The sequence below is a fragment of the Streptomyces sp. NPDC052687 genome (genome assembly GCF_040678395.1).
Classification (GTDB): domain Bacteria; phylum Actinomycetota; class Actinomycetes; order Streptomycetales; family Streptomycetaceae; genus Streptomyces.
Window position 1 is genome coordinate 216,361 of the sequence record NZ_JBFATR010000001.1, and the last position, 26,151, is coordinate 242,511.

The following is a 26,151-nucleotide window of genomic DNA, read 5'->3' on the forward strand; positions in this document are numbered from 1 at the left end:
GCGCTCGGCCCGTCAGCCCGCCGCCGCGGCCGCCGACGCCTGGGCCTCGCCGCGGCGGCGGATCTGGCGGAAGGTGAACTCGGCCAGGTCGTCGCCGGTCTTGAAGACCTCGGTGTCCTTGGTCGTCACGTCCCTGCCGTCGGTGAAGCCGGCGATGGTGAAGTAGGCGTAGCGGCCGTAGGAGTTGGTCGTCGTGCGGCAGATGGCGGAGTTGCAGAAGGGCTGCACGCCGCCGCCGTTCAGCGACTTCACGATGCTCTTCTTGTCGGCCTGGGTCTTGGTGGCGGTGGCCTTGGCCTCGGTGTCGAAGACGGCCACGCCGACGGTGACCGCGACGTCGCCCTTGGTGTAGGTGACGCGGAGCATCCGGGTGCAGCCGTTGGCGGTGAGCACCTTGGGCAGGGTCTGGAGGGCGGCCGTCGCGCAGCTCCTGGTGTCGGCGGTCGGGCCCTTCTTGTAGACGATGTCGCCCATGGTCAGCTGGGTGCCCGGGAAGAGGATCTCGGGGCTGAGCGGGGCGGTGTCCTTGTCCTTGCCGGAGACGAAGTCCTTCGGGTCCAGCGGCGGCGGGGCGCTGGTGGGCGCGAAGGACGGCGGCGCGGCGGTGGACTCGCCGGGTATGTCCGCGCTGGCGGGCAGCCGCGAGGTGGGGCTGTTCGCCTGGCCGCCGTCGCCGTTCGCCGAGACGACGGCCATGGCGACGGCCGTGCCGATGGCGACGGTGGCGAGCGCGCCGCCGCCGACGAAGAGCAGGCGGCGCCGCTTGTTACGGGCCTCGGAGGCCTCGGCGAGCGCTGCCCAGTCCGGGGTCTGGTCGGTGCCGCTGTTCCAGGACTGCTGCTGCGACTGCGGTGTCCAGGGATCCCACTGAGACTGGGGTCCCCCCTGCCCATAGCTCATGGGGCGCATCTTAGACGGGCCGGGCGGCGCGCTGTTCCGCCTCGCGCGGCCGCGGAGCCCCTAGCGTGCCCTGCATGGAATCCGGCGAGAACGGCAAAAGCACGGTCAAAGGTGACATCTCCGGGTGGCTGCTTCGGCGGGCCACCTGGCATCTGTGGGCGGTGCCCGCGGTGGTGCTGGGCGCCCAGGCGGCGCGGGTGGCGCGGCTGTCCCCGGACGGCGGCATGGACAACGCGATCGTCGTCCGCGCGGCCCGCGCCTGGCTGGCCGGCGGCTCCCCGTACGACGACCCGCACTTCCTCTATCTGCCCAGCGCGGTCCTCGCGGCGGCCCCGCAGGCGCTGCTGCCCTCGTCGTGGCTGCGGCTGCTGGTGCCGGTGGCGGTGATCGCCCTGCTGTCCGGTGCCTGGGCGGCCGCGCTGCGGCTGCACCGCGTCCCGCTGTCCAGCCGGTTCGCCGCGCTGGGCCTGGCCGGCCTCGCGGCCGGGTTCGCGCCGTTCGCGCACCTGGTGCAGCTGGCGAACTGGACGGTGACCGCCGCGCTGGCCCTGCCGCTGGCGCTGCTCCTCGCGGGGCGCGGGCGGTGGACGGCGGCGGGGGTGGTCGTCGGGGCGGCGGTGGCGCTCAAGCCGCTGCTGGCGCCCGTGGCGCTGCTGTTCCTGTTCGCCCGGCGCCGGCGGGCGCTCGCGGCGGCGGTCCTGGTCCCGGCGGCGGCCTCGGCGGCGGCGGGCCTGCTGATGCCGGACCCGGCCGGCTTCTTCACCCGCACCCTGCCGTTCCTGCTGAGCGGCGACGACGGCTTCGTACGGCTCTACGAGGCGTCCCCGGCCGCCGTGCTGCCCCGGCTGGGGGTGCCGCGGACCCTCGCCGGGCTGCTCGCGGCCGCGGCGGCCGGGGCGGGGGTGCTGTGCGCGTACCGCCGGTGGCGGCGGGGCGACGCCGGGCCGCTGCGGCTGTCGGAGACCGCGGCGGGCCTGATGCTGTCGGCGTTCCTGGTGTCCAGGCCGTCGTACGACCACTATCTGCTGGTCGTGCTGCCGCTGCTGCTCGCGGGGCTGCCGTACGCGGGGTCGGTCGCCCGCGGTCCCTGGTTCTGGCTCGCCCTGGCCCCGCAACTGCCGTCGCTGGCCCTGCCGTACCTGGAGGCGCCGCGCCGCCGGGCCTTCAAGGACGCGTTCACGCTGTGCGTCCTGGCCGCGACGGTCGCCGCCCGGGGGGCGCGCGCCCGGCCGCTGCGGCTGCCGGGCCGCTTCGTCGCCCCGCGGCGGGAGCGGAGCGGTGGCGCGGTTCGCGTACTCTGAAAGGGTGCGGATGCCGGGCTGCCCGCCCGGTGATCCCGCGTTTTGACCCGTCCGGGTCGGCGCGGGTATCCTGCATGTTCGTTGTGTATTGGCTTGCTCATTCTCACGGGACGGGCCCTTACACCGGTCCACCGGGCCGATGACCAGCGACCCCACGCACGCGGTTTGCGTCGCCGCCGTGGGTCAAGGCTGTCGTGATCGTTTCGGTGACCTTGTCTAGGACCATTCACTCGAAGCGAAGGCTACGAACCGTGCGTACGTACAGCCCCAAGCCCGGCGATGTGACGCGCCAGTGGCACGTCATCGACGCTCAGGACGTTGTCCTGGGCCGTCTCGCCAGCACCGCCGCCACCCTTCTGCGGGGCAAGCACAAGCCGATCTACGCGCCGCACGTCGACGCTGGTGACTTCGTCATCATCATCAACGCCGACAAGGTGCACCTCTCCGGCAACAAGCGGACCCAGAAGATGGCGTACCGCCACTCCGGCTACCCGGGTGGTCTGCGCTCCGTCCGTTACGACGAGCTGCTCGACAAGAACCCCGAGAAGGCCATCGAGAAGGCCGTCAAGGGCATGCTCCCCAAGAACTCGCTGGGCCGTCAGATGCTCTCGAAGCTGAAGGTCTACAAGGGTGACCAGCACCCGCACGGCGCGCAGCAGCCGCAGCCGTTCGAGATCACCCAGGTCGCGCAGTAAGTCCGGCCACCCCCTAAGACTGAACAGAATCTGAGGAGAATCGTGGCCGAGACCACTGCCGAGCAGCCGCTCGAAGAGCTTGACATCGACAGCTACACCACCGAGTCCGAGGTCCCCGTCGAGGGCGAGTACACCTCGGAGTCCCTGGCCTCCCGCTTCGGCGAGCCCCAGCCGGCCGCCGGTCTGGGCCGCCGCAAGGAGGCCATCGCCCGCGTCCGGATCGTTCCGGGCACCGGCAAGTGGAAGATCAACGGTCGCACCCTCGAGGACTACTTCCCGAACAAGGTGCACCAGCAGGAAGTCAACGAGCCGTTCAAGGTTCTCGAGCTCGAGGGCCGTTACGACGTCATCGCCCGCATCTCCGGTGGCGGTGTCTCCGGTCAGGCCGGTGCGCTCCGTCTCGGTGTCGCCCGTGCGCTGAACGAGGCGGACGTCGACAACAACCGCGGTCCGCTGAAGAAGGCCGGCTTCCTGCGCCGCGACGACCGCGCGGTCGAGCGGAAGAAGGCCGGTCTGAAGAAGGCCCGCAAGGCTCCGCAGTACAGCAAGCGCTAATCGCAGCTGCCTGCTCGTACTCCGAACGCCCCGGCGGCACGCCACTGTGCCGCCGGGGCGTTCGTTTATCGCATGCCATGGGCGTATAACGGCACAAGACGCTCAAAGGCTTGTGTGATCGGATGGCCCGGCGCTGTGTGTCCGGGGCCCGGGAGCCGTGTGGGCCGCGTTCGGGCGCGGCTTCCGGAACTGACGCTTCCTCAGGAGGACAAGTGGGACGACTCTTCGGCACGGACGGCGTGCGCGGTGTCGCCAACGCGGATCTGACGGCCGAGCTGGCGCTCGGGCTGTCCGTCGCGGCGGCCCACGTACTGGCCGAGGCGGGCACCTTCGCAGGCCACCGGCCGACCGCGGTGGTCGGGCGTGACCCGCGTGCGTCCGGGGAGTTCCTGGAGGCGGCCGTGGTCGCGGGCCTGGCCAGCGCGGGCGTGGACGTGCTGCGCGTCGGCGTGCTGCCCACCCCGGCGGTGGCGTATCTCACCGGGGCCCTCGGTGCCGATCTGGGCGTCATGCTCTCCGCCAGCCACAACGCCATGCCCGACAACGGCATCAAGTTCTTCGCGCGGGGCGGCCACAAACTCCCCGACGACATCGAGGACCGTATCGAGGCCGTCTACGAGGAGCACCGCACCGGTGCGCCGTGGGACCGGCCGACGGGTGCCGGCGTGGGCCGGGTGCGGTCGTACGACGAGGGCGCGGACCAGTACGTCGAGCACCTGCTGAGTGTGCTGCCGAACCGGCTGGACGGGCTGAGGATCGTGCTCGACGAGGCGCACGGCGCGGCGTCCCGGGTGTCCCCGGAGGCGTTCACGCGGGCCGGCGCCGAGGTGATCACGATCGGCGCCGAGCCGGACGGGCTGAACATCAACGACGGGTGCGGGTCGACGCATCTGGCGCCGCTGAAGGCCGCGGTCGTGGAGCACGGGGCGGACTTGGGCATCGCGCACGACGGGGACGCCGACCGCTGCCTCGCCGTGGACCACACCGGTGAGGAGGTCGACGGCGACCAGATCCTCGCCGTGCTGGCGCTCGCGATGCGCGAGCGGCAGGTGCTGCGGTCCGACACCGTCGTCGCCACCGTCATGTCCAACCTGGGCTTCAAGCTGGCCCTGGAGCGCGAGGGCATCCGGCTCGTGCAGACGGCGGTCGGCGACCGGTATGTGCTGGAGGAGATGAAGGAGCACGGCTTCGCCCTCGGCGGCGAGCAGTCCGGGCACGTGATCATCCTCGACCACGCCACCACCGGTGACGGCACGCTGACCGGGCTGCTGCTGGCCGCGCGGGTCGCCCAGAGCGGGCGGTCGCTGCGGGAGCTGGCGTCCGTGATGGAGCGGCTGCCGCAGGTGCTGATCAATGTGCCGGACGTGGACAAGTCCCGGGTCGCCAGCTCCGGGGACGTCGCCGCCGCGGTCGCCGAGGCCGAGCGGGAACTGGGGGCGACCGGGCGGGTGCTGCTGCGGCCGTCGGGGACCGAGCCGCTGGTGCGGGTGATGGTCGAGGCGGCGGACATCGAGCAGGCGCGGACGGTCGCGGGGCGGCTGGCCGACGCGGTGAAGTCCGCGCTGGGGTAGTTCCCCGCCGCCCGGTTCGGGTGTGGGGTGCCGTGCGTCGCGGGCTGCGACCGGTTCGTGGTGGGTCGCGCCCGCGCGGCGGAGCCGCATACCGGACGGAGCCCCGCGCCCCGCGCCCCTCTGCACTAGGGCGCGCTCGTCTTGCGGACCTTCTTCGACCACAGGGCCTTCTGGACCAGCAGGGTCAGGGTGCCGGCCAGGATGATGCCCAGGAGGTTCAGCAGGAGCTGTTCCGAGGAGCCCCAGGCCTGGCGGTACTGGTCGTAGCTGAAGGCGACGGCCGCGTTGGCGGCGGCCGGGACCGTGGTGACCGAGATGGCGACGCCGACCAGGGCGCCGGACTTCGCCGAGGTCAGCGACAGGGTGCCGGCGCAGCCCGCCAAGACCGCCACGACGAAGGAGAACCAGTCGGGGCGGTAGATGAAGTTGGTGTTGGGGCGTTCGGCCTTCAGGGCCTGCTCGCTGAACAGGTCGACGGAGTCCATGAAGTAGCTGAAGCCGACCGTGACCACCATCGCCACGGCGAAGCCGGCCAGCAGGGCGGTCAGGGAGCGCAGGGCGAGGCGGGGCCGGCGCTGGACGAGGGCCGTGCAGAAACCGGCCAGCGGGCCGAACTCCGGGCCCACCGCCATCGCGCCCACGATCAGGATCGCGTTGTCGAGGACCACACCGCAGGCCGCGATCATCGTGGCCAGGGTGATGAACGCGAGATAGGTGACGGAGAGGGTCGACTCCTCGTGCGTCGCCTCGGTGAGCTGGTCCCAGACCACCGCGTCGGCGGCCTCGCCGGGAGCGTCCCGCTCGGCCTTCTCGGCGTGCCGGGACAGTGTCAGGTCGATGTTCTCGGCCGTGATCGAACCGCACTCGTCGAGGTCGAACACCCGCAGGGCATCGATGAGTTCGTCCGTGGCCTCACGGGCGACGTCGCACATCACGACATCGCCGGCCGGGTCGCGGGCGGCGCCCGGCAGGACGACCAGATGCGTGGCGCCGACCGTCTTCTCGATCACGCGGACCACGGCGTCGGTCCTCTCGGCCGGGGTGATCAGGCGCAGATGCAGCATGGGCCCTTTCTAACAGGCCCTTCTCACGGCTGTGCGAGCTTGTCCGAAGGCTGTCACAGCTTGCGCAGGCTGAGGCGCTGCACCTTGTGGTCCGGGCCCTTGCGCACGACCAGGGTGGCGCGGCCGCGGGTCGGGGCGATGTTCTCCACCAGATTGGGCTTGTTGATGGTGCGCCACATCGTGCGGGCGTAGTCCAGGGCCTCCTGCTCCGACACCTGGGTGTACTTGCGGAAGTAGGACGAGGGGTTCTGGAAGGCGGTCTCGCGCAGCTTGCGGAACCGGCTGAGGTACCAGCGCTCGATGTCCTCGGCGCGGGCGTCGACGTACACGCTGAAGTCGAAGTAGTCGGCGAGGCCGACGCGGGTGCGGCCGTCCTTGCCGGGCAGGGCGGGCTGGAGGACGTTCAGGCCCTCGACGATCAGGATGTCGGGGCGGCGTACGACCAGGCGCTCGCCGGGCACGATGTCGTAGATCAGGTGGGAGTAGACGGGGGCGGAGACCTCGTCCTTGCCGGCCTTGATGTCGGCGACGAAACGGGTCAGGGCGCGGCGGTCGTAGGACTCGGGGAAGCCCTTGCGGGACATCAGGCCGCGGGCCTGGAGCTCCTTGGTGGGCAGCAGGAAGCCGTCGGTGGTGACCAGTTCGACGCGCGGGTGCTCCGGCCAGCGGGAGAGCAGGGCCTGGAGCAGGCGGGCGACCGTGGACTTGCCGACGGCGACCGAGCCGGCCACCCCTATCACGAAGGGCGTGCCGGACTGCGAGCCCTGTTCCCCGAGAAAGGTGTTGAGCGCGCCGCGCAGGCCGTCGGTGGCGCCGACGTAGAGGTTGAGCAGCCGGGACAGCGGGAGGTAGATGTCCCGGACCTCGTCGAGGTCGATGACGTCGCCCAGACCGCGCAGCTTCTCGACCTCCTCCGCGGTGAGCGGCAGCGGCGTCTTGTCGCGCAGCGCGCTCCACTCGGCGCGGGTGAGGTCGACGTAGGGAGTCGCCTCCGGGCGGGGCCGGTGGGCGCTCCGGGGCATCGGGGAGACCGGAGAGATCACAGTCCATTGTTACGGGAGTACGAACAGAGGGTGAGGTGGGATCCGTCACGCGCGGGGAGGGGCGTCGGCGGGGGCGGCGGGATAGGGAGGAATCGGGACGAACGGGGGAATGTCAGTGGCGTGCGTCACAGTTGTGGGAGAGGTGGGCCAGCCGGGTCCACCGACCCCGAAGGGGTGACCCATGACGGATGCGACGACGTATGCGATAGAGGCGGAAGGCCTGGTCAAACGGTTCAAGGAGACGGAGGCGCTGGCCGGTGTCGATCTGGCCGCCCGCAAGGGCACGGTGCTCGGGCTGCTGGGTCCCAACGGCGCCGGGAAGACCACCGCGGTGCGGATCTTCGCCACCCTGCTGCGGCCGGACGGCGGGACGGCCCGGGTGGCCGGGCACGACGTGGTCCGGGAGGCCGGGGTGGTGCGGGCCACGGTCGGCCTGACCGGGCAGTACGCCGCGGTGGACGAGAACCTGACCGGCACGGAGAACCTGCTGCTCATCGGGCGTCTGCTGGGGCTGCCGCGGCGGGACGCGAAGGCGAGGGCGGCGGAGCTGCTGGAGCGTTTCCGGCTGACGTACGCGGGCGGGCGGGCCGTGAAGACCTACTCGGGCGGGATGCGGCGCCGCCTCGACCTCGCGGCCAGTCTCGTGGGGCGGCCCGGCATCCTCTTCCTCGACGAGCCGACCACCGGCCTCGACCCGCACAGCCGCGGTGAGCTGTGGGACATGCTGCGCGGGCTGGTCGCGGACGGCGCCACGGCGCTGCTGACCACGCAGTATCTGAACGAGGCGGATGTGCTGGCCGACGACATCGTGGTGATCGACAAGGGCCGGGTGATCGCCGAAGGCACCCCCGACCAGCTGAAGTCGCAGGTCGGAGGGCAGGTGCTGGAGCTGCGGCCGGTCCTCGGGCAGGACCTCGCGCGGGCGCACGCCCTGGTGGCGGGGGCGGCCGGGCCGCAGGCCCGGATCGAGGGCGAGACGATCACCGCCCCGGTGAAGGACCCCGAGCTGATGCCGGCCGTCGTACGCGCCCTGGACCGCGAGGGCATCGCGGTCAGCGAGCTGGCGCTGCGCCGCTCCTCCCTCGACGAGGTGTTCCTGGCCCTGACCGGCCACCGCGCGGAGCCGGTCGCCCGCGGGGGCGAGGGCGGCGCGTCGGCGGGCGAGGGCGGCGCGTCGGCGGGGGAGGGCGAGGGCGCTGTCGGCGCGGCCGGCGGGGGCGGCCGGGACGGCAGGGACGTCGGGGACGGCAGGGACGTCGGGGACGGCGCGGACGTCGGGGACGGTGAGATCGAGGACGCGGAGGTGACCGCGCGCGAGGACGAGGGCGCCGCCGGCCGGGAGGAAGGGAACGCGCCGCGGAAGGCGGTGACGCGGCCATGACCGCCACGACGGCCGCCACCGGGACCGTCCCGGCCCCGCCGGTCAGCGCCTCCGGGCGGGTGCGTCCCCTCGCCGCGCTGCGGCAGACGTTCACGATGGCCTGGCGCAGCCTGGTCGCCGTGAAGCACAACCCGCTCGAACTGGTCGACTACAGCATCACGCCGATCATGTTCGTGTTCCTCTTCACCTATGTGCTGGGCGGTCAGATGGCCGGCTCCCCCGACGCGTATCTGAAGTACGCGCTGCCCGGGATCATCGTGCAGAACACGCTGTTCATGACGATGTACACGGCGATGGCGCTCAACACCGACCTCACCAAGGGCGTCTTCGACCGGCTGCGCAGCCTGCCGATCGCCCGTTCCGCCCCGCTGATCGGACGGATCACCGCGGATCTCGCCAAGCACGTCTGGGCCATGCTGCTGATGATCGGCCTCGGGCTGCTGCTCGGCTTCCGGGTCACCGGAGGGCTCGACGGGTTCCTGCTCGGCACGGTGCTGCTGGTGGTGTTCGCCGCGGCCGTGTCGTGGAGCGCGGTGCTGATCGGGATGCTCGCCGGGGACGCGGAGAAGGTGCAGGCCTTCGGCTTCACCCTGATCTTCCCGATCACCTTCACCAGCAGTGCGTTCGTCGTGGTCGACACCATGCCGGGCTGGCTCCAGGCGTTCAGCGACGTCAATCCGGTCACCCACCTGTCCGACGCCTTCCGCGGATTGCTGCTGGGCGGGCCGGTGGCGGAGCCGGTGCTGTGGTCGCTGGTCTGGGCGGCGGGCATCGCGCTGGTGTTCTATCCGCTGGCCATGCGGGCGTATCGGGCGAAGACGTGAGGGGGCGTCAAGACGGCTGTGCAGCACGGGGCGAGCCGAAGCCGGCGCGGCCCCTCGCAGGGAAGAGGTCAGGCCAGCGGATACCGGAACGGACCCGCGACGCCCTCGAAGGCTTCGAGGGTGATCTCCGGGACGAAGACGGAGTCGTCCGCCATGCCCTCGGGCAGGTGTGCACGCATGTCCTCGCGGCACAGGAACGTGCCGCCGGGGACCAGGATGCCCGCACCGAGCCGGTCCGCCAGTGCGATGACGGTCTTCCACACCTCCCCGGCCTGCGGCCGCTCCACCCCGACGAAGTGCTCGTGGACGCCGACCTCGGCCTCGCTGCCGTCCGCGGCGCGGATCCAGAACTCCACACCGTCGTCGGACACCTTCTCCGGCGCGGCGAGCAGCGGCGAGAGGAGCGCCCGGACCACGTCCGGGTCGGGCGCCGCCGGCTCGGCGCGCGAGAACCTGTAGAGACTCAGGGTGTAGCTCATCGCGCCTGCCTCCCTCGTCCGGACGCGCACGCGACCGCACATGACCGCACCTGACGGCGCATGACGGTGCACGTGACCGCCTTGACGTTACGCCAGCGCGAAGGGCGTCCGCATGCGGCCGGACACCCGGTGGCGTTTGCGTGTGGCGTCTGCGTACCCCCGCGGGAATTTCCGATTTCGGGCAGGGGAAGGCGGGTTCGGCGGGTGGAACGGCCGTAGGCTGCCGGGCATGTGCGGAATCGTGGGATACGTGGGGTCGCAGTCGGCGCTCGATGTCGTGATGGCCGGGCTGAAGCGGCTGGAGTACCGGGGATACGACTCGGCCGGGGTCGCCGTGCTCGCGGACGGCGGGCTGGCGGCGGCGAAGCGGGCCGGGAAACTGGTCAATCTGGAGAAGGAGCTGTCGGAGCGGCCGCTGCCGGCCGGCTCCACCGGCATCGGGCACACCCGGTGGGCCACGCACGGCGGCCCGACCGACGCCAACGCCCACCCGCACCTCGACAACGCGGGCCGGGTCGCCGTCGTCCACAACGGCATCATCGAGAACTTCGCCGAACTGCGCGCCGAGCTGGCCGAGCGCGGGCACGAACTGGCCTCCGAGACCGACACCGAGGTCGTCGCCCATCTGCTCGCCGAGGAGTTCTCCTCCTGCGCGGACCTCGCCGAGGCGATGCGGCTGGTGTGCCGGCGGCTGGAGGGCGCGTTCACGCTGGTCGCGGTGCACGCCGACGAGCCGGACGTGGTGGTCGGCGCCCGCCGCAACTCGCCGCTGGTCGTCGGCGTCGGCGAGGACGAGGCCTTCCTCGCCTCCGACGTCGCCGCGTTCATCGCCCACACCCGCGACGCCGTCGAACTCGGCCAGGACCAGGTCGTCGAGCTGCGCCGGGACGGCGTGACCATCACCGGCTTCGACGGCCGCCCCGCCGACGTGCGCTCCTACCACGTCGACTGGGACGCCTCCGCCGCCGAGAAGGGCGGCTACGACTACTTCATGCTCAAGGAGATCGCCGAACAGCCCAAGGCGGTCGCCGACACCCTCCTCGGGCGCATCGACGCCGCCGGCTCGCTCACCCTGGACGAGGTGCGCATCCCGGCGAGCGTGCTGCGCGAGGTCGACAAGGTCGTCATCGTCGCCTGCGGTACGGCCTTCCACGCCGGGCTCATCGCCAAGTACGCCATCGAGCACTGGACGCGGATCCCCTGCGAGGTGGAGCTGGCCAGCGAGTTCCGCTACCGCGACCCGATCCTCGACCCGCAGACCCTGGTCATCGCCATCTCCCAGTCCGGCGAGACCATGGACACCCTGATGGCCCTGCGCCACGCCCGCGAGCAGGGCTCCAAGGTGCTCGCCATCTGCAACACCAACGGCTCCACCATCCCGCGCGAGTCCGACGCCGTGCTCTACACGCACGCCGGACCGGAGGTCGCCGTCGCGTCGACGAAGGCGTTCCTGACCCAGCTGGTCGCCTGCTATCTGGTCGCCCTCTACCTGGGCCAGGTGCGCGGCACCAAGTGGGGCGACGAGATCCGCGGCGTCGTGCGGGAGCTGTCCGAGGTCTCCGGCGCGGTCGAGCGGGTGCTGGAGACCATGGAGCCGGTGCGCGAACTGGCCCGCACCCTCGCGCACAAGGACACCGTGCTGTTCCTGGGCCGCCACGTGGGCTACCCGGTGGCCCTGGAAGGCGCCCTCAAGCTCAAGGAACTCGCCTACATGCACGCCGAGGGCTTCGCGGCCGGCGAGCTGAAGCACGGGCCGATCGCGCTGATCGAGGAGGACCTGCCGGTGGTCGTGGTCGTGCCGTCGCCGCGCGGACGGTCCGTGCTGCACGACAAGATCGTCTCCAACATCCAGGAGATCCGCGCCCGCGGCGCCCGCACCATCGTGATCGCCGAGGAGGGCGACGAGGCGGTCGTCCCGTACGCCGACCACCTCATCAGCGTCCCCGCCACGCCCACCCTGCTCCAGCCGCTGGTCGCGACCGTGCCGCTGCAGGTCTTCGCCTGCGAGCTGGCGACCGCCCGCGGCAACGAGGTCGACCAGCCGCGCAACCTGGCGAAGTCGGTCACCGTGGAGTAGCCGCGGGCCACCGGGCGAGCCGGTCCCAGGGCCCGCCCGGGTCAGTGGCCCCTGCGCCGCGGCTCCCGCAGCAGCTTCCAGCTCACGAACAGCAGCGGCAGCTCCAGCCCCCAGATGCCGACCACCGCGTCCCACTCGGGACGCGCGGCACCGGCCTCGTCGACGGTGACGAGCAGACACAGCAGCCCCCACACCACCGTGAGGGCGGCGGCGACCAGGAACCCGGTCTGCCACGCCCAGGCGGCCGCCCCGCGGCGCCGGGGCGCGCGGCCGGAGCCCTTCGGGCGCTCGCTCGGGCGGGGGATGTCCTCCGGGTCCCGGGCCGGGAGCCGGACCACCGCACTCGCCGGCACGGCCGCGTCGATCGCCGCGATGCGGTCGGGTCCGACACCCCGGTAGAGGGTCGGTTCCACCGACACGCAGAAGCCGTCGTGCCCGGTCAGGCTGCGGGCCCCGTCGGGCCGCGCGGACATCGCCGCGACGGCGTCGTACCGGACGGTCACCGGCCCGCCCGGGGTCAGCAGGCTGACGCCCTCCGCGCCCATCACCAGGGTGACCCGCTCGTCCTCCAGGGAGGCGTGCCGGCTGCCGGTCACGGCGTGCGCCGAGTACTGCGGGGCGAGGGTGAAGCCCGCCCAGTCGGCGCCCCGCCCCGGCACCTGGAGCAGTCCGGAGTCCCACGCCTCGCGGGCCACCTCGCGCAGATCGCCGACGGTGACCGCCGCCAGCTCGGCCCGGTGCTGGTCGGGGGAGAGGATCCGGTGGCCGAGCAGCAGGCTCAGCGCGTACGACGGCAGGGCGGCCGCGCCGAGGTCCGGCACGTCGTACATCTTCAGGATCTTGCCGCGTACGGTGTCCAGCTCGGCCTGCTCGATCCGTCCCGCGCGCAGCCGCGCGAGCGTGTCGACGAACCCGCCGACGACGGCGTCCTGCTTCTGCGGCAGGGCGTCCGCGTACGCGGTCAGGGTCGCGAACCGGGCGTCGCGCGGGGAGTAGTCCGCCTCCGCCGTGTAGGAGTAGCCGCCCTCCTGGCGCAGGTCCTGGAAGAGGGCGCGGCCGAGGACGTCGGCGAAGACGGAGGCGGCGGTGGTGCGGCGCAGCACCGAGGTGAACACGACATGGCCGTCGTCGCCGTGGATGTACGCCGGGGTGACCGGCAGCGCGCTGGTCGCCGCGGGCGCCGGAATCCGGGTGCCGGCGGGGAGGGTGAGGTCCAGGCCCTCGGGGACCCGGTCGCTGGTGATCCACAGCACCGCGTTGTCCCGGGTGAACCGGGTCTGCGCCCAGTGCCGGACCTGGTCGGCGGTGAGGTTCCAGGTGCCCAGCTCGCGGTAGCTGGACAGGCCGTAGCCCTGCGCGCCGTACCGCCACAGCGGCATCTGGGAGTTGACGCCCTGGCCGCGCCCGGCGGCCTCGGTGCGCAGGATCTCCTTCTCGGTCTCCAGCCGGTCCAGCGGCAGATCGCGCAGGGACGCGCAGACGGCGTTCAGGTGCGCGACGACCTCCTGCTCGCTGCCGGTGACGTGGAAGAGGGTGTAGGTGTTGGCGGTGGCGCCGTTGTAGTGCAGGTCCGTCAGGCCCAGCCGGTGCAGCGCGAGATGCTCCACCAGGTGGGTGATGCCGCTGGTGGCGAGGGTCTCGTCGGCGCGGCCCACCCGGAAGAAGAGACCGGCGGTGATCTCGCCGCCCTGCGCCGGGGCGTAGAGGGTGGGGATGCCCTGGGTGGTGGTGTGCGCGACCAGCCCGGAGAGCACGTCGAGGCCCGCGGTGCCCGTGGCGCCCGTGGCGCCGCCGCCCGTGACGCCGGTGATGTCGGTGGTCATGTCTGCCGGCCCCTCAGCTCGTCGCCATCGCGGACTTGCGGTACTTCCTGAACGCGGCCTTCGGATCGGACAGATACGACCACGGGAAGTCGCTGGCCCGGTCGCCGAGGATCGCGAAGTGCCGCTGCGCGTCCTCGAAGTGGCCGCCGAGGGAGAACGCCATCGCGAACGCGCTGTGCGCGCCGATCCAGTGCCAGCCGGGCCGGTAGTCGGGGTGCAGCACCGACACCTGCGCGGCGAACCGCAGATCGTCGCGGACCGGCACGCCCCGCATGTACGCGCCCGCGTCGGGGCCGTCCAGCTCCAGCCAGCGCTCCAGGTGGGCGAGCGCGACCAGGGCACCGGTGTGCGCGCCGTCGGGCGCGGCCGTGGTGGCCTCGCGGGCGAAACCGTGCGCGGCGTCCCAGGAGCCGCCCCACTTCGGGCACAGCTGCTGGAGCAGCTGCGTCTGCGCCGGATAGTGGTGGGGGTGGTGGGCGCTGAGCCGGTCGTAGCGGCGGCGCGCCTCGGCCTGGCCGAGCTGGAGCCCGCGCGCGGTGATCAGCCGTACGGTCCAGGCGGGGGCGTACCACGGCGCTTGCGCGCACACCTCGATCAGGATCTGCTCGGCCTTGCGCAGCCACGCGTGGAACTGCGCGAACTGGTCCTGGGACACATGCTCGGCGCGCAGGTCGCTGCGGATGCCCCAGCCGATGCGGACGTACCGGTCGGCGAGCAGGGTGCGCGGCAGCGGATCGGCCGGGTGCTCGGCGGCGGCCCGCTCCAGCATCGTCTCGACGCCCTCCTCCTCGGCGAGCAGCCCGACGGCGAAGCTCACCTGCTCCGGCGAGTCCAGGGCGGCGAAGTACGCCCGTACGGCGTTCCAGTCGCCGCCGCGGGCGGCGGTGCGCAGCGGGAGGAGTCCGGGAAGGGTGTCGTACGGATCGAAGTACGGCCCCGTTCCGGGCACCGCGCCCGGTATGCCGCTGGTGGTCCTGCTCATTCCTCCGCCCCCTGGCTGTCGCCGGCAGCGCCGGGCGCGCGAACTGGCCCCCCAGGGCGCGCCGGCGTGTGTGTGAAGTCGCCGCAGGCTAGCAGCCCGGAAGGGGCGCGTCCGAGCTTAGGGTGCTGGGCATGAGCATCATCGGAGTCGGTATCGACGTCGCCGAGATCGACCGGTTCGCCGCGTCGCTGGAACGCACCCCCGGTCTGGCCCGGCGGCTGTTCCGGGACCGGGAAATGCTGCTGCCCAGCGGCGAACGCCGGGGCCCGGCCTCCCTCGCCGCCCGGTTCGCCGCGAAGGAGGCCGTCGCCAAGGCCCTGGGGGCCCCGCCCGGACTGCTCTGGACCGACGCCGAGGTCTACGTCGAGGACAGCGGCCGCCCCCGGCTGCGGGTCACCGGGACGGTCGCGGCCCGGGCGGCGGAACTCGGCGTGCGGTCCTGGCACGTGTCGCTCAGCCATGACGCGGGGGTGGCGTCCGCGGTGGTCATCGCGGAGGGCTGAGCGGGGGCGGGGCCGGGCCGGCGCGGAATCCGTGGCAGACGCGGGAATCCGTGTCCGCGCGGAACCCGTGTCAGCAGATGGACTGGGAGCTGTTGACCAGGGTGTTGTTGCGGAAGGTGGTGTTCTCGCCGCAAGGGCTCTCGCGAATCGCGGAGTTGGTCACCGTCAGGTTCTGGATGGTGATGTCCCGGTTGTTCGGGAACTCGGAGCGGGCCGCCAGCCGGATCTCGCCGCCGCCGGTGACGGTGCCGGACTGGGCGGCGAGGGTGACGTTGTAGCAGTTCTCCACGAGTACCGCGTTGTTGCCGGTGTTCGACAGCGTCACCCGGTCGATGACCGCGCCGCCGCTCTCGGAGACGCAGAACACGCCGCGCCCGCCGCCGCGCGCGACGACCTCCCCGACGCGGATGTTCACCGGGTACGAGCTGCCGATCCGGCCGTTGCGGTTGGCCATGCGGAAGGCGGCGTAACCGGTGCCCGTGCCCGCGTTCTCGGCGTCCACCCTGCCCACGGTCGCGTTGACGGTCTGGTTGAGCAGCAGCCCGGACTCGCCGACGTTGCGGGCGGTGACCGTGCCGACGGTGAGGCCGTCGACGCCGTACGTCTCCACCGCGTGGCTGGAGGCGCCGGAGACGTAGACGCTGTCGATGCGGACGTTGCGCGTCCACTGGCTGGTGTCGCCGCGGTTGTCGACACGCACGCCGAGCCCGGAGGACAGGCGCATGTCGATCTGGCCGAGGGTGGCGTTGGTGACGTTGCGCAGGAAGACGCCGTAGAGCGGGGTGCCGGTGACGTTGAGGTGCTGCACCTCGATGTCGCGGGTGCCGCGGGAGTAGACGGGGGCCTGGTCGCCGCTGCCGGTGCCGGTGACGTTGATGGTGCCGCAGACGTCGAGGACCGTGTAGCTGGGCAGGGAGATGCGGGAGCCGGCCGGCATCGACCCGGAGCCGCGCACCACCACCCGCTCCTTGGCGGTGCGCCCGGCGGTCAGGCTGTTCACGGCCGCCTGCACGGCCGCCCGCAGGTCCGTGCCGGTGTGCACGACCGTGCCGGAGCGGCGGACCGTCCACGTACTGCCGTTCAGCACGGCCTCGGCCTGGTAGGAGCCGTCACCGCAGGCGGCGGCCGCGCCGGTAGCCGCGTCGGTGGCGGCCGTGGCGCTCGGGGCGGACAGGGTGCCGGCGGTGGCGAGGAGGGCGGCGGCGCCGGTGGCGGCGAGGAGTGCGGCTCTGCGTCCCATGCGGGTGCGTCCTCTCGTCGAACCGATTCGACTGAATCGATTCATCCTGTGGGGGGCCGGGAGTGTGGCAAGGAGACGCCGGGGCGTCAATGGGTAAGGCGGGTACGGCGGGAAGGATGAGGCAGGAGATCCGGCGAAGCCCGGATCGAGGGCCGAGGGGCGAGCGACGGGAGACTCGGACGCATGCGGACTGCGTACGGCGTGGAGACGGTCAGGGCGGCGGAGCGGCGGCTGATGGCGCGGCTGCCCGGGGGAACACTCATGCAGCGGGCGGCGGCGGGCCTCGCCACCGCCTGCGCCCAGCTCCTCGGGCGGGTCTACGGCAGCCGGGTCGTGCTGCTGGTCGGCAGCGGCGACAACGGCGGCGACGCCCTCTACGCCGGGGCGCGCCTCGCCCGGCGCGGCGCGGGCGTCACCGCCGTGCTGCTCACGCCCGAGCGGGCGCACGCCGGAGGACTCGCCGCGCTGCGGCGGGCGGGCGGCGCGGTCGCGGACACGGCGGCGGCACAGGCGGCGATCGAGCGGGCCGACCTCGTCGTCGACGGGATCGTCGGCATCGGCGGCAAGGGCGGGCTGCGGCCGGAGGCCGTCCCGCTCGCCGAGGCGGCGGTACGGTCCCGGGCCGCCGTCGTCGCCGTGGACCTGCCGAGCGGCGTCGACGCGGACACCGGCGAGGTGCGGGGCGCGGCGCTGCGGGCCGATCTGACGGTGACCTTCGGGACGCACAAACCGGGGCTGCTGATCGACCCGGCGCGCGAGTACGCCGGGACGGTACGGCTCGTCGACATCGGACTCGGGCCCGAACTGCCCGCCGAACCCGAGCTGGAGGCGTTGCAGCACGCGGAGGTGGCGGCGCTGCTGCCGGTGCCGGCGGCGGAGAGCGACAAGTACCGGCGGGGGGTCGTCGGCGTGGCCGCCGGGTCCGCGCGCTACCCCGGCGCGGCGGTCCTCGCGGTCGCCGGCGCGCTGCGGGGCGGGGCCGGGGCCGTGCGCTACGTGGGACCGGCCGGGGACGCGGTCATCGCCCGCTTCCCCGAGACGCTGGTCTCCGACGCCGGGCCGAAGCGGGCCGGACGCGTCCAGGCCTGGGTGGTCGGGCCGGGCGCCGGGGACGACGCGGGGACGGTCGCCGAGGTGCTGGCCGCGGACGTGCCGGTGCTGATCGACGCGGACGGGCTGCGGCTGGCCGACGCCGGGGCGGTACGGGCCCGGAAGGCGCCGACGCTGATGACGCCGCACGCCGGTGAGGCGGCGGCGCTGCTCGGGGTGAGCCGCGAGGAGGTCGAGCGGGCGCGGCTGGCGGCGGTGCGGGAGCTGGCGGCGCGGTACGGGGCGGCCGTACTGCTGAAGGGGTCGACGACGCTCGTCGCCGGTGCGGGAGGCCGGGGGACGGTGCGGGTGAACCCGACCGGGACGCCGTGGCTGGCCACCGCCGGCAGCGGGGACGTGCTGTCCGGGCTGGCCGGGTCGCTGCTGGCGGCGGGGCTGTCGGCGGTCGACGCGGGCAGCGCCGGCGCGTATCTGCACGGGCTCGCCGGGCGGTTCGCGGCGGCGGGGGCGCCGGTGGGGGCGCGGGACGTGGCGGAGGCGGTGCCCCGCGCCTGGCGGGACGTGTGCGGGGACGCCGGCTGAGCCGCGCGCGCCGGCGGGGTGCCTCCGCCGGGTTCTCCGCGTGCCGGCGGGGTGCCTTCAACGGGCTCTGCGCGTGCCGGCGGTGCGCCTTCATCGGCTCTCCGCGTGCCGGCCTGGCGCCTCCGCCGGGCTCTGCGCGTGCCGTTGGGGTGCCTCCGCCGGGCTCTGCGCGTGCCGGCGGGGTGCCTCCGCCGGGTTCTCCGCGTGCCGGCGGGGTGTCTTCAAGGGCTCTGCGCGTGCCGGCGGGGTGTCTCTACCGGGCTCTGCGGTGCGGCGGGAGGCCCGTTCCGCACTGGGCCCAACGAGTGACCTGAGAGCGGGACCCGGTCCGGGGCGTCGGGCCCTGGGTATCCCTGACCGGGTGATCAGCGGAAACGTTGCCGCCCGCGCCGCCCGCGCCGCCGCCCTCGCTCTCGTGGCCGCGGCGCTGCTGCCCGTCGGCGCCGGCTGGGCCGCCCCCGAGCCCCCGGACCCCGCGACGGACACCGCGGGGCAGCTGGTGCCCGGGGTGTACCAGCCGGGGCCCGTGGACACACCCGACCAGGTGCTGGCGCCGCAGGTCCATCAGCCGTCGGTGGCGGAGGACGCGCTGGAGCCGAGTGACGCGCCGCAGGAGGCGTACGCGCTCGTCGAGTACGTGCCGCTGGCGGACGCGGTGGGGCGGGTGGCGTGCAGCGCGCACACGGGCCCGTACCAGCGCGAGGTCGAGACCTGGCTGGAGCTGACGGTCGACGGGGAGCAGTCGGCGGCCGACTGCGAGGCGATCCGGGCATTCCAGGCGGAGCACGGCATCAAGCCGGCCATCGGGTTCGCCGGACCGGTGACCTGGTCCCACATGCGGTTCCTCGCCGTGCGGGACAACCCCAACGCGGCCGGGAAGTGCCCGGTGCGCACCGGCCGGGTCGCCTGTGTCGACCTCGACCGGCAGCTCACCTGGGTGCAGCAGGGCGAGAAGGTCCTCTTCGGACCCGTGCCCGTCCGCAGCGGACGGGCGGCGTACCCGACCCGCACCGGCACGCACACGGTCTACTGGCGCCACAAGAATTACGCCTCGCCCCTCTACAACACACCCATGCCGTACGCACAGTTCTTCAGCGGCGCCCAGGCCTTCCACGCGGTGTACGACACCATCCACACCACGGTCGGGTCCATGGGCTGCGTCAATCTGCGCCTCGGTGACGCGCGCAGGCTGTGGGACGTGCTGAGGACGGGCGACCAGGTGCACGTCTGGGGACGCAGGCCGGGCTAGGGAGTGGCCGCGGTCGCCATGGCCGTCCGGGCCCTCTGAGACACTGGGCGCGATGAGTACGACTGCACATCTGCCGACCGCCCCGCTGCGCGCCCGCGCCGAGATCGATCTGGCCGCGCTCCGCGCCAATGTGCGGGCCCTGCGTGCCCACGCCCCGGGCGCGGCCCTGATGGCCGTGGTGAAGTCCGAGGCGTACGGCCACGGGGCGGTGCCGTGCGCCCGTGCGGCCGTGGCGGCGGGGGCGACCTGGCTGGGCACCGCCACGCCGGAGGAGGCGCTGGTGCTGCGCGCGTCCGGCGCCGTGCCCGCGGACGTGCGGATCCTGTGCTGGCTGTGGACGCCGGGCGGGCCGTGGCGGGAGGCCATCGAGGCCGACGTCGACGTGTCCGTCAGCGGCATGTGGGCGCTGCGCGAGGTCACCGAGGCCGCGAGGATCGCGGGCCGCCCGGCGCGCGTGCAGCTGAAGGCGGACACCGGGCTCGGACGGGGCGGCTGCCAGCCCGGCGGGGACTGGGCGGAACTGGTCGGCGCCGCGCTCGCGGCCGAACGCGACGGCCTGCTGCGGATCACCGGCCTGTGGTCGCACTTCGCCTGCGCCGACGAGCCCGGCCACCCCTCCATCACCGCCCAGCTGGACCTGTTCCGGCGGATGCTGGCGTACGCGGAGGGCGAGGGCGTGCGCCCGGAGGTGCGGCACATCGCCAACTCGCCCGCCACGCTCACCCTCCCCGAGTCCCACTTCGACCTGGTCCGCACCGGCATCGCCCTGTACGGCATCTCGCCCAGCCCGGAGCTCGGCACCCCGGCGGACTTCGGACTGCGCCCGGTGATGACCCTGTCCGCCTCGCTGGCCCTGGTGAAGCAGGTCCCCGGCGGCCACGGGGTCAGCTACGGCCACCGGTACACCACGGCCGGCGAGACCACCCTCGGCCTCGTCCCGCTCGGCTACGCCGACGGCATCCCCCGGCACGCCTCGGGCACCGGCCCGGTGCTGGTCGGCGGAAAGTGGCGGACGGTCGCGGGGCGGATCGCGATGGACCAGTTCGTCGTGGACCTCGGCGGCGACGAGCCGGAACCGGGCGCGCGGGCGGTGCTGTTCGGGCCCGGCGACCGGGGCGAGCCGACCGCCGAGGACTGGGCGCAGGCGGCGGGCACCATCGCGTACGAGATCGTCACCCGCATCGGAACGCGTGTTCCCCGCGTCTATACCGACAGCGAGGCGCCGCAGAACGGCGACGGCGGCGAGCCGCCGAGGTGAAGGGGCGCCGGAACGGGTAACCGGTGAGCGGACCGGCCGGAGGCCCGCCGGCCGGTCCGCCGGCACGGCACGTCAGTGGGTCAGGAAGCAGTCGGTGAGCTGCGGCAGCCGGTCGGTTCGGCAGCGCGTACGTGGTGAGGAGCGGTAGGTGAGCGAGAGCAGCCCGAAGGCCGTCGCGGCCGTCGCGGACGCCGCGGCCGTCGTGTCCGCCACGGCGGCCGGGAACTGGCGCCGGGCGACCGGGTTCGCGGGCGCCGCGATAGGCGTGCTCGCCGCCGGGGCGGCCGCCGGGGTGGCGCTGGAGCGGATGACCGTCGGCCGCGACATGCGCCGCAAGGCCCGTCTCGCCCTGGACGCGACGGGACCGTACGGCGCCGTGCGCGGCACCCCCGGCAAGACGTACGCCGACGACGGCACCGAGCTGTACTACGAGGTCGACGACGTCGAGCCGGACACCGGCGCCGCCGTCGCCCCGCGCCGCCGCCGGCTCTTCGGCCGCAAGGCGCCCGCGCCCGTCACCGTCGTCTTCAGCCACGGCTACTGCCTCGGCCAGGACTCCTGGCACTTCCAGCGGGCCGCGCTGCGCGGGGTGGTGCGGACCGTGCACTGGGACCAGCGCAGCCACGGCCGCTCCGGGCGCGGGGTGGCCCAGCTGGAGCAGCGGGTGCCGGTCAGCATCGACCAGCTGGGGCGGGACCTGAAGGCCGTCATCGACGCCGCCGTCCCCGACGGCCCGATCGTGCTGGTCGGGCACTCCATGGGCGGCATGACGGTGATGGCGCTGGCCGACCAGTACCCGGAGCTGATCCGCGAGCGCGTGGTGGCCGTCGCGCTGGTCGGCACGTCCTCGGGGCAGCTCGGCGAGGTCAACTTCGGGCTGCCGGTCGCGGGGGTCAACGCGGTGCGCCGGGTGCTGCCGGGGGTGCTGCGGGCGCTGGGGCAGCGGGCCGAGCTGGTGGAGAAGGGGCGGCGGGCCACCGCCGACCTGTTCGCCGGGATCATCAAGCGCTACTCGTTCGCCTCCCGGGACGTCGACCCGGCCGTGGAGCGGTTCGCCGAGCGGATGATCGAGAGCACCCCCATCGACGTGGTCGCCGAGTTCTACCCGGCCTTCGCCGATCACGACAAGACCGAGGCGCTGGCGCACTTCGCGGGCCTGCCGGTGCTGGTGCTGGCGGGTGTGGAGGACCTGGTGACGCCCAGCCGGCACAGCGAGGCGATCGCCGATCTGCTGCCGGACGCCGAGCTGGTCCTGGTCCCGGACGCCGGGCATCTGGTGATGCTGGAACACCCGGAAGTGGTCACCGACCGGCTCGCCGACCTCCTCACCCGCGCGGGCGCCGTGCCCGCAGGGGCTACCGTGGGTGGCTATGGAAGCACCAGCGGCACCGCACGACCCGGCTGAGCGCGACTCCTCCGCGCGGCTCACCGTCACCTCCCCCGACCAGATGTACGAGCTGGGCCGCCGGCTCGCCAAGCTGCTGCGCGCCGGCGACCTGGTGATGCTCACCGGGGAGCTGGGCGCTGGCAAGACCACGCTCACCCGCGGCCTCGGCGAGGGGCTGGGGGTGCGCGGCGCGGTCACCTCACCGACGTTCGTGATCGCCCGCGTGCACCCCTCGCTCGGCGACGGCCCGCCCCTCGTCCACGTCGACGCCTACCGGCTGTCCGGCGGGCTGGACGAGATGGAGGACCTGGACCTCGACGTCTCGCTGTCCGACTCGGTGATCGTCGTGGAGTGGGGCGAGGGCAAGGTCGAGGAGCTGACCGAGGACCGGCTGCACGTCGTCATCCACCGGGCCGTCGGCGACACGACCGACGAGGTGCGGCACGTGACGCTGACCGGCGTCGGGGGGCGCTGGACGACGGCGGACCTGAACGCGCTGACGGCCTGAGGACAGCCGGGTCACAGGCCCCGGCACGCTGAACCGCCGATTCCGACAGGGTGTCGGGAAGATATTGCGCCGGGGCGGCCGGACGTGGTCACATGGTATCCCTCGCGTAGTTAGGTCTACCTAACCACGTCCGCCCCCAGGTTCCCAGGAGGCGTCCATGCCGGTCCCGGAACGAGACGAGACCCCGCGCGTGGCCCCCGCGGTCTCCATGCGCGATCTGCTGGCGTCCTGCGCGGCGGCGAGTGCCGTCTCCACGCCGCCCCGCCCGGCGCCGTCCGCCGAGCCCCGCCGCCCGGAACCCGAACGGGTGAGCGAGCACCGCGAAGCCGCGTAGTCCGCCCGACCGGGTGCCGCCCCGTTCGGCCGGGACACCCCCTAGCGGATGACGACGACCTTCTGGCCGATCGTCGCGAACTCCCACATGGCGTTGCCGTCCACGCGGGACTGGCGGATGCCGCCGGTGCGGCTGCGCGGGTCGGGCGACGGCGTGGAGCCGTCCACCGCCGCGCTGAAGCCGATGGTCACGCCGTCGACCCCGGCGAAGCGGACGACGTGCTCGATGGGCGTGCCGTCGGAGCCGGTGATGCGCTTGGAGCGGGACGTGACCGCGTAGACGCCGGGCGACGGGTCGACCGTGCTCGGCATGACCGGGAACGTGCGCAGCACCCTGTTCGCGGGGTCGACCAGCCACACCCGGTCGTCGTCCAGCGAGTACACCACCCGCTCCCCGGCCCCGGAGCCGCCCGGCAGCGCGGTGGGGTGGCGCTTGTCCCGCGGCGCCTTCGTCACCGCCGCCACCGGCGTGCCGGCGGCCTGCGGATGGGCCAGCTCCTCCGGGACGTTCGCCGACGCCTGATAGGCGAGGTACCCGACCGTCACCATCGCCGCCGCCGTCAGCCCGGTGACGAATCCGGCGCTGCTGCTGGCCACGGGCGCCCACCTCCGCGTCGTATGTCCACAAGAATCCAAAGACGTACCGTAATGGGAGGTGACGGTAGCAGCCGGGCGGCGGAGGAACCGGTACTTCCGACACGGGGCCCGGGGAGCCGTAGGCTGTTGGCGTGCTCTTGCTCGCTCTGGATACCGCCACCCCCGCCGTCACCGTCGCCCTGCACGACGGCACGGACGTCATCGCCTCGTCCAGCCAGGTGGACGCGCGCCGGCACGGCGAGTTGCTGCTGCCCGCCGTCGACCGGGTGCTCACCGAGGCCGGGCTCAAGCTCGACGCCGTCACCGGCATCGTCGTGGGCACCGGACCCGGCCCGTACACCGGGCTGCGCGTCGGCCTGATGACCGCCGACACCTTCGGCCTCGCCCTCGGCGTCCCCGTGCACGGTGTGTGCACCCTCGACGGCCTCGCCTGGGCCACCGACCTGGAAGGCCCCTTCGTCGTGGCGACCGACGCCCGCCGCAAGGAGGTCTACTGGGCGCGGTACGCCGACTCCCGCACCCGGGTCACCGACCCGGCCGTCGACCGGCCCGCCGACATCGCCGAGCAGGTCAAGGGCCTGCCCGCGGTCGGCGCCGGAGCGCTGCTGTACCCGGACGTCTTCCCCAGCGCGCACGAGCCCGAGCACGTCTCCGCGGCCGCGCTCGCCTCGCTGGCCGCACGGAAGCTGGCGGCGGGCGAGGAGCTGTCCGCGCCGCGCCCCCTCTACCTGCGCCGCCCCGACGCGCAGGTCCCGAAGAACTACAAGGTGGTCACCCCCAAGTGACCGGCACCCCGACCCCCCGACTGCGCGAGATGCGCTGGTGGGACATCGACCCCGTACTCGAACTGGAGCGCAACCTCTTCCCCGAGGACGCCTGGTCGCGGGGCATGTTCTGGTCCGAGCTGGCCCACGCCCGCGGGCCCGAGGCGACCCGGCGCTACCTCGTCGCCGAGGCCCCGCAGGACCCCGGAAACGGCACGGAGCACGGCGCTGGCACGGAGCACGGCGCCGGGCAGGACGCCAAGGCGCGCGACGGCGGACGGATCGTCGGCTACGCCGGGCTCGCCTGCGCCGGCGAGACCGCCGACGTGCAGACCATCGCCGTCGCCCGCGACCACTGGGGCACCGGGCTCGGCGCCCGCCTGCTGACCGAACTCCTGCGGGCCGCGACCGCGTTCGAGTGCGCCGAGGTGATGCTGGAGTGCCGGGTGGACAACGTGCGCGCCCAGAAGCTGTACGAGCGCTTCGGCTTCGAGCCGATCGGCTTCCGGCGCGGCTACTACCAGCCCGGCAACATCGACGCCCTGGTGATGCGCCTGACCACCCTGCCTGACAGCGGCCCCGCCGCGGGCGCCACCTCCGTACAAGGAACCGAGATCAATGACTGACGAACCTCTCGTCCTCGGCATCGAGACCTCCTGCGACGAGACCGGCGTCGGCATCGTCCGCGGCACCACCCTGCTCGCCGACGCCGTCGCCTCCAGCGTCGACGAGCACGCCCGCTTCGGCGGCGTCGTCCCCGAGGTCGCCTCCCGCGCCCACCTGGAGGCGATGGTGCCCACCATCGACCGCGCCCTGAAGGAGGCCGGGGTCAGCGCCAAGGACCTCGACGGCATCGCCGTCACCGCCGGTCCCGGCCTCGCGGGCGCCCTCCTCGTCGGCGTCTCCGCGGCCAAGGCGTACGCCTACGCCCTCGGCAAGCCGCTGTACGGCGTCAACCACCTGGCCTCGCACATCTGCGTCGACCAGCTGGAGCACGGCCCGCTGCCCGAGCCGACGATGGCGCTGCTGGTCTCCGGCGGCCACTCCTCGCTGCTGCTGTCCTCCGACATCACCTCCGACGTCCGCCCGATGGGCGCCACCATCGACGACGCGGCCGGCGAGGCCTTCGACAAGATCGCCCGCGTGCTGAACCTGGGCTTTCCCGGCGGCCCCGTCATCGACCGGTACGCCCGCGAGGGCGACCCGGAGGCGATCGCCTTCCCGCGCGGCCTCACCGGCCCGCGCGACCCGGCCTACGACTTCTCCTTCTCCGGCCTCAAGACGGCCGTGGCCCGCTGGATCGAGGCCAGGCGGGCGGCGGGCGAGGAGGTGCCGGTGCGGGACGTGGCGGCCTCCTTCCAGGAGGCGGTCGTCGACGTGCTCACCCGCAAGGCCGTACGGGCCTGCAAGGACGAGGGCGTCGACCACCTGATGATCGGCGGCGGCGTCGCCGCCAACTCGCGGCTGCGCGCGCTCGCCCAGGAGCGGTGCGAGAGGGCCGGGATCCGGCTGCGCGTGCCGCGGCCCAAGCTGTGCACGGACAACGGCGCGATGGTGGCCGCGCTGGGCGCCGAGATGGTCGCCCGGGGCCGGGCCGCCTCCGGCTGGGACCTGTCCGCGGACTCCTCGCTGCCGGTGACCGACCCGCACGTCCCCGGTCACCACCACGGCCACGACCACGTGCACGAGGTCAGCAAGGAGAACCTCTACTCGTGACGGTCGCGCTGATGTGGGAGGCGCGGGCGGTCCCCGGCCGGGGCGAGGAGCTGCTGCAGTGGGCCCGCGCCCAGCGGCTGGCCCCGGCCCCGCTGCGGCGGGAGACCTTCCGCGCCCCGCAGGACCGGGTGCTCGTCGTCACCTGGTGGGACGCCGCGTACGACGCCGGCCTGCCCGAACTGCCGGAACCCGCGGGCGACCTGGTCACCCGCGCGGTGCACCGGTGGCGGTTCGAGTCGGTGGACGTCTCCCCGGCCGGGGACTGAGCG

Annotated in this window: 26 protein-coding genes; 18 read left to right on the plus strand and 8 right to left on the minus strand. The window is 73.5% G+C overall.

Features of this window, described 5'->3' with window-relative positions:
* Nucleotides 1–12: 12 nt before the first annotated feature.
* Nucleotides 13–900, minus strand: a complete 888-nt coding sequence (locus AB0K92_RS01155) for a hypothetical protein (RefSeq protein ID WP_365918176.1) — start codon at nt 898–900, stop codon at nt 13–15.
* 74 nt (nt 901–974) lie between these two features.
* Between AB0K92_RS01155 and AB0K92_RS01160 the strand changes: the two genes are divergently transcribed.
* The 4 genes from AB0K92_RS01160 (at nt 975) to glmM (ending at nt 5,022) form a co-directional block, all read left to right on the plus strand.
* Nucleotides 975–2,201, plus strand: coding sequence for a glycosyltransferase 87 family protein (locus AB0K92_RS01160; RefSeq protein WP_365918178.1), 1,227 nt, complete (start codon nt 975–977; stop codon nt 2,199–2,201).
* Between the two features lie 251 nt (nt 2,202–2,452).
* Entirely contained in the window at nt 2,453–2,896 is a 444-nt protein-coding gene (rplM, locus tag AB0K92_RS01165; RefSeq protein WP_166001549.1) for a 50S ribosomal protein L13, read from the plus strand.
* Nucleotides 2,897–2,938: 42 nt separating this feature from the next.
* On the plus strand, nt 2,939–3,451 hold the full coding sequence (gene rpsI, locus AB0K92_RS01170; protein ID WP_166001551.1) for a 30S ribosomal protein S9: 513 nt from the start codon (nt 2,939–2,941) through the stop codon (nt 3,449–3,451).
* A 212-nt stretch (nt 3,452–3,663) separates the two neighbouring features.
* Nucleotides 3,664–5,022: a phosphoglucosamine mutase gene (glmM, locus tag AB0K92_RS01175; RefSeq protein WP_365918180.1), complete on the plus strand. Its 1,359-nt coding sequence runs from the start codon at nt 3,664–3,666 to the stop codon at nt 5,020–5,022.
* Between the two features lie 125 nt (nt 5,023–5,147).
* On the opposite strand, the gene AB0K92_RS01180 is transcribed toward glmM, so the two are convergent.
* Nucleotides 5,148–6,086 (minus strand): DUF389 domain-containing protein, encoded by a 939-nt coding sequence (locus tag AB0K92_RS01180; RefSeq protein ID WP_365918182.1) that lies wholly within the window; start codon nt 6,084–6,086, stop codon nt 5,148–5,150.
* 53 nt (nt 6,087–6,139) lie between these two features.
* Nucleotides 6,140–7,108 (minus strand): type I pantothenate kinase, encoded by a 969-nt coding sequence (coaA, locus tag AB0K92_RS01185; protein WP_365918184.1) that lies wholly within the window; start codon nt 7,106–7,108, stop codon nt 6,140–6,142.
* 202 nt (nt 7,109–7,310) lie between these two features.
* Here coaA and AB0K92_RS01190 point away from each other — a divergent pair, with 202 nt between their 5' ends.
* Both AB0K92_RS01190 and AB0K92_RS01195 read left to right on the plus strand, forming a co-directional pair.
* A complete protein-coding gene (locus AB0K92_RS01190) occupies nt 7,311–8,510 on the plus strand; it encodes an ATP-binding cassette domain-containing protein (protein ID WP_365918186.1) in 1,200 nt (399 codons plus the stop codon).
* Nucleotides 8,507–9,334, plus strand: a complete 828-nt coding sequence (locus AB0K92_RS01195; RefSeq protein ID WP_365918188.1) for an ABC transporter permease — start codon at nt 8,507–8,509, stop codon at nt 9,332–9,334. Before AB0K92_RS01190 ends, AB0K92_RS01195 begins: the two co-directional genes overlap by 4 nt.
* Nucleotides 9,335–9,402: 68 nt before the next feature.
* On the opposite strand, the gene AB0K92_RS01200 is transcribed toward AB0K92_RS01195, so the two are convergent.
* The gene (locus AB0K92_RS01200; protein WP_365918190.1) at nt 9,403–9,813 is read right to left on the minus strand and encodes a hypothetical protein; all 411 of its coding nucleotides are present in this window, start codon (nt 9,811–9,813) and stop codon (nt 9,403–9,405) included.
* A 229-nt stretch (nt 9,814–10,042) separates the two neighbouring features.
* Between AB0K92_RS01200 and glmS the strand changes: the two genes are divergently transcribed.
* A complete protein-coding gene (glmS, locus tag AB0K92_RS01205; protein ID WP_365918192.1) occupies nt 10,043–11,890 on the plus strand; it encodes a glutamine--fructose-6-phosphate transaminase (isomerizing) in 1,848 nt (615 codons plus the stop codon).
* Between the two features lie 41 nt (nt 11,891–11,931).
* On the opposite strand, the gene AB0K92_RS01210 is transcribed toward glmS, so the two are convergent.
* Nucleotides 11,932–13,713 carry an insulinase family protein gene (locus AB0K92_RS01210; RefSeq protein ID WP_365918194.1) on the minus strand — a complete coding sequence of 594 codons (1,782 nt, stop codon included), beginning with the start codon at nt 13,711–13,713 and terminating at the stop codon, nt 11,932–11,934.
* A 13-nt stretch (nt 13,714–13,726) separates the two neighbouring features.
* Nucleotides 13,727–14,695 (minus strand): hypothetical protein, encoded by a 969-nt coding sequence (locus AB0K92_RS01215; protein ID WP_365918196.1) that lies wholly within the window; start codon nt 14,693–14,695, stop codon nt 13,727–13,729.
* A gap of 131 nt (nt 14,696–14,826) precedes the next feature.
* Here AB0K92_RS01215 and AB0K92_RS01220 point away from each other — a divergent pair, with 131 nt between their 5' ends.
* Entirely contained in the window at nt 14,827–15,198 is a 372-nt protein-coding gene (locus AB0K92_RS01220; protein ID WP_365918198.1) for a holo-ACP synthase, read from the plus strand.
* A 70-nt stretch (nt 15,199–15,268) separates the two neighbouring features.
* Here the strand turns inward: AB0K92_RS01220 and AB0K92_RS01225 are convergent, their stop codons facing one another.
* Nucleotides 15,269–16,438 carry a hypothetical protein gene (locus tag AB0K92_RS01225; RefSeq protein WP_365918200.1) on the minus strand — a complete coding sequence of 390 codons (1,170 nt, stop codon included), beginning with the start codon at nt 16,436–16,438 and terminating at the stop codon, nt 15,269–15,271.
* A gap of 183 nt (nt 16,439–16,621) precedes the next feature.
* Here AB0K92_RS01225 and AB0K92_RS01230 point away from each other — a divergent pair, with 183 nt between their 5' ends.
* From AB0K92_RS01230 to AB0K92_RS01255, 6 genes are all read left to right on the plus strand, one after another.
* The gene (locus AB0K92_RS01230; RefSeq protein ID WP_365918202.1) at nt 16,622–18,070 is read left to right on the plus strand and encodes an NAD(P)H-hydrate dehydratase; all 1,449 of its coding nucleotides are present in this window, start codon (nt 16,622–16,624) and stop codon (nt 18,068–18,070) included.
* Nucleotides 18,071–18,431: 361 nt separating this feature from the next.
* Nucleotides 18,432–19,319: a L,D-transpeptidase gene (locus AB0K92_RS01235; RefSeq protein ID WP_365918204.1), complete on the plus strand. Its 888-nt coding sequence runs from the start codon at nt 18,432–18,434 to the stop codon at nt 19,317–19,319.
* Nucleotides 19,320–19,371: 52 nt separating this feature from the next.
* Complete coding sequence (alr, locus tag AB0K92_RS01240) at nt 19,372–20,577, plus strand: alanine racemase (protein ID WP_365918206.1); 1,206 nt, start codon at nt 19,372–19,374, stop codon at nt 20,575–20,577.
* A 148-nt stretch (nt 20,578–20,725) separates the two neighbouring features.
* Nucleotides 20,726–21,982: an alpha/beta hydrolase gene (locus tag AB0K92_RS01245; protein ID WP_365918208.1), complete on the plus strand. Its 1,257-nt coding sequence runs from the start codon at nt 20,726–20,728 to the stop codon at nt 21,980–21,982.
* Entirely contained in the window at nt 21,948–22,472 is a 525-nt protein-coding gene (gene tsaE / locus AB0K92_RS01250) for a tRNA (adenosine(37)-N6)-threonylcarbamoyltransferase complex ATPase subunit type 1 TsaE (protein ID WP_365918211.1), read from the plus strand. Before AB0K92_RS01245 ends, tsaE begins: the two co-directional genes overlap by 35 nt.
* 157 nt (nt 22,473–22,629) lie before the next feature.
* Entirely contained in the window at nt 22,630–22,806 is a 177-nt protein-coding gene (locus AB0K92_RS01255; protein ID WP_365918213.1) for a hypothetical protein, read from the plus strand.
* 41 nt (nt 22,807–22,847) lie between these two features.
* Here AB0K92_RS01255 and AB0K92_RS01260 read toward each other — a convergent pair whose 3' ends face one another.
* Nucleotides 22,848–23,402, minus strand: coding sequence for a hypothetical protein (locus AB0K92_RS01260; RefSeq protein ID WP_365918215.1), 555 nt, complete (start codon nt 23,400–23,402; stop codon nt 22,848–22,850).
* A 131-nt stretch (nt 23,403–23,533) separates the two neighbouring features.
* Here AB0K92_RS01260 and tsaB point away from each other — a divergent pair, with 131 nt between their 5' ends.
* Genes tsaB through AB0K92_RS01280 form a run of 4 tightly spaced genes read left to right on the plus strand, consistent with a single transcriptional unit; the run spans nt 23,534 to nt 26,148 of the window.
* Nucleotides 23,534–24,187: a tRNA (adenosine(37)-N6)-threonylcarbamoyltransferase complex dimerization subunit type 1 TsaB gene (tsaB, locus tag AB0K92_RS01265; RefSeq protein ID WP_365918218.1), complete on the plus strand. Its 654-nt coding sequence runs from the start codon at nt 23,534–23,536 to the stop codon at nt 24,185–24,187.
* A 29-nt stretch (nt 24,188–24,216) separates the two neighbouring features.
* Complete coding sequence (gene rimI, locus AB0K92_RS01270) at nt 24,217–24,792, plus strand: ribosomal protein S18-alanine N-acetyltransferase (RefSeq protein WP_365918738.1); 576 nt, start codon at nt 24,217–24,219, stop codon at nt 24,790–24,792.
* On the plus strand, nt 24,785–25,882 hold the full coding sequence (tsaD, locus tag AB0K92_RS01275) for a tRNA (adenosine(37)-N6)-threonylcarbamoyltransferase complex transferase subunit TsaD (RefSeq protein WP_166001620.1): 1,098 nt from the start codon (nt 24,785–24,787) through the stop codon (nt 25,880–25,882). The genes rimI and tsaD overlap by 8 nt, the downstream gene beginning before the upstream one ends.
* Nucleotides 25,879–26,148, plus strand: a complete 270-nt coding sequence (locus AB0K92_RS01280; RefSeq protein WP_365918221.1) for a hypothetical protein — start codon at nt 25,879–25,881, stop codon at nt 26,146–26,148. The genes tsaD and AB0K92_RS01280 overlap by 4 nt, the downstream gene beginning before the upstream one ends.
* The last annotated feature ends 3 nt before the right edge of the window (nt 26,149–26,151 follow it).

Excerpts from the sequence above, each read along its gene's own strand:
- AB0K92_RS01180 (WP_365918182.1), bottom strand. The coding sequence starts at position 6,086 with ATGCTGCATCTGCGCCTGATCACCCCGGCCGAGAGGACCGACGCCGTG.
- AB0K92_RS01190 (WP_365918186.1), top strand. The coding sequence starts at position 7,311 with ATGACGGATGCGACGACGTATGCGATAGAGGCGGAAGGCCTGGTCAAA.
- rimI (WP_365918738.1), top strand. The coding sequence starts at position 24,217 with ATGCGCTGGTGGGACATCGACCCCGTACTCGAACTGGAGCGCAACCTC.
- coaA (WP_365918184.1), bottom strand. The coding sequence starts at position 7,108 with ATGCCCCGGAGCGCCCACCGGCCCCGCCCGGAGGCGACTCCCTACGTC.
- AB0K92_RS01155 (WP_365918176.1), bottom strand. The coding sequence starts at position 900 with ATGAGCTATGGGCAGGGGGGACCCCAGTCTCAGTGGGATCCCTGGACA.
- AB0K92_RS01210 (WP_365918194.1), bottom strand. The coding sequence starts at position 13,713 with ATGACCACCGACATCACCGGCGTCACGGGCGGCGGCGCCACGGGCGCC.
- AB0K92_RS01200 (WP_365918190.1), bottom strand. The coding sequence starts at position 9,813 with ATGAGCTACACCCTGAGTCTCTACAGGTTCTCGCGCGCCGAGCCGGCG.
- AB0K92_RS01230 (WP_365918202.1), top strand. The coding sequence starts at position 16,622 with ATGCGGACTGCGTACGGCGTGGAGACGGTCAGGGCGGCGGAGCGGCGG.
- AB0K92_RS01215 (WP_365918196.1), bottom strand. The coding sequence starts at position 14,695 with ATGAGCAGGACCACCAGCGGCATACCGGGCGCGGTGCCCGGAACGGGG.
- glmS (WP_365918192.1), top strand. The coding sequence starts at position 10,043 with ATGTGCGGAATCGTGGGATACGTGGGGTCGCAGTCGGCGCTCGATGTC.
- AB0K92_RS01220 (WP_365918198.1), top strand. The coding sequence starts at position 14,827 with ATGAGCATCATCGGAGTCGGTATCGACGTCGCCGAGATCGACCGGTTC.
- tsaD (WP_166001620.1), top strand. The coding sequence starts at position 24,785 with ATGACTGACGAACCTCTCGTCCTCGGCATCGAGACCTCCTGCGACGAG.
- AB0K92_RS01195 (WP_365918188.1), top strand. The coding sequence starts at position 8,507 with ATGACCGCCACGACGGCCGCCACCGGGACCGTCCCGGCCCCGCCGGTC.
- tsaE (WP_365918211.1), top strand. The coding sequence starts at position 21,948 with ATGGAAGCACCAGCGGCACCGCACGACCCGGCTGAGCGCGACTCCTCC.
- AB0K92_RS01160 (WP_365918178.1), top strand. The coding sequence starts at position 975 with ATGGAATCCGGCGAGAACGGCAAAAGCACGGTCAAAGGTGACATCTCC.
- AB0K92_RS01255 (WP_365918213.1), top strand. The coding sequence starts at position 22,630 with ATGCCGGTCCCGGAACGAGACGAGACCCCGCGCGTGGCCCCCGCGGTC.
- AB0K92_RS01225 (WP_365918200.1), bottom strand. The coding sequence starts at position 16,438 with ATGGGACGCAGAGCCGCACTCCTCGCCGCCACCGGCGCCGCCGCCCTC.
- alr (WP_365918206.1), top strand. The coding sequence starts at position 19,372 with ATGAGTACGACTGCACATCTGCCGACCGCCCCGCTGCGCGCCCGCGCC.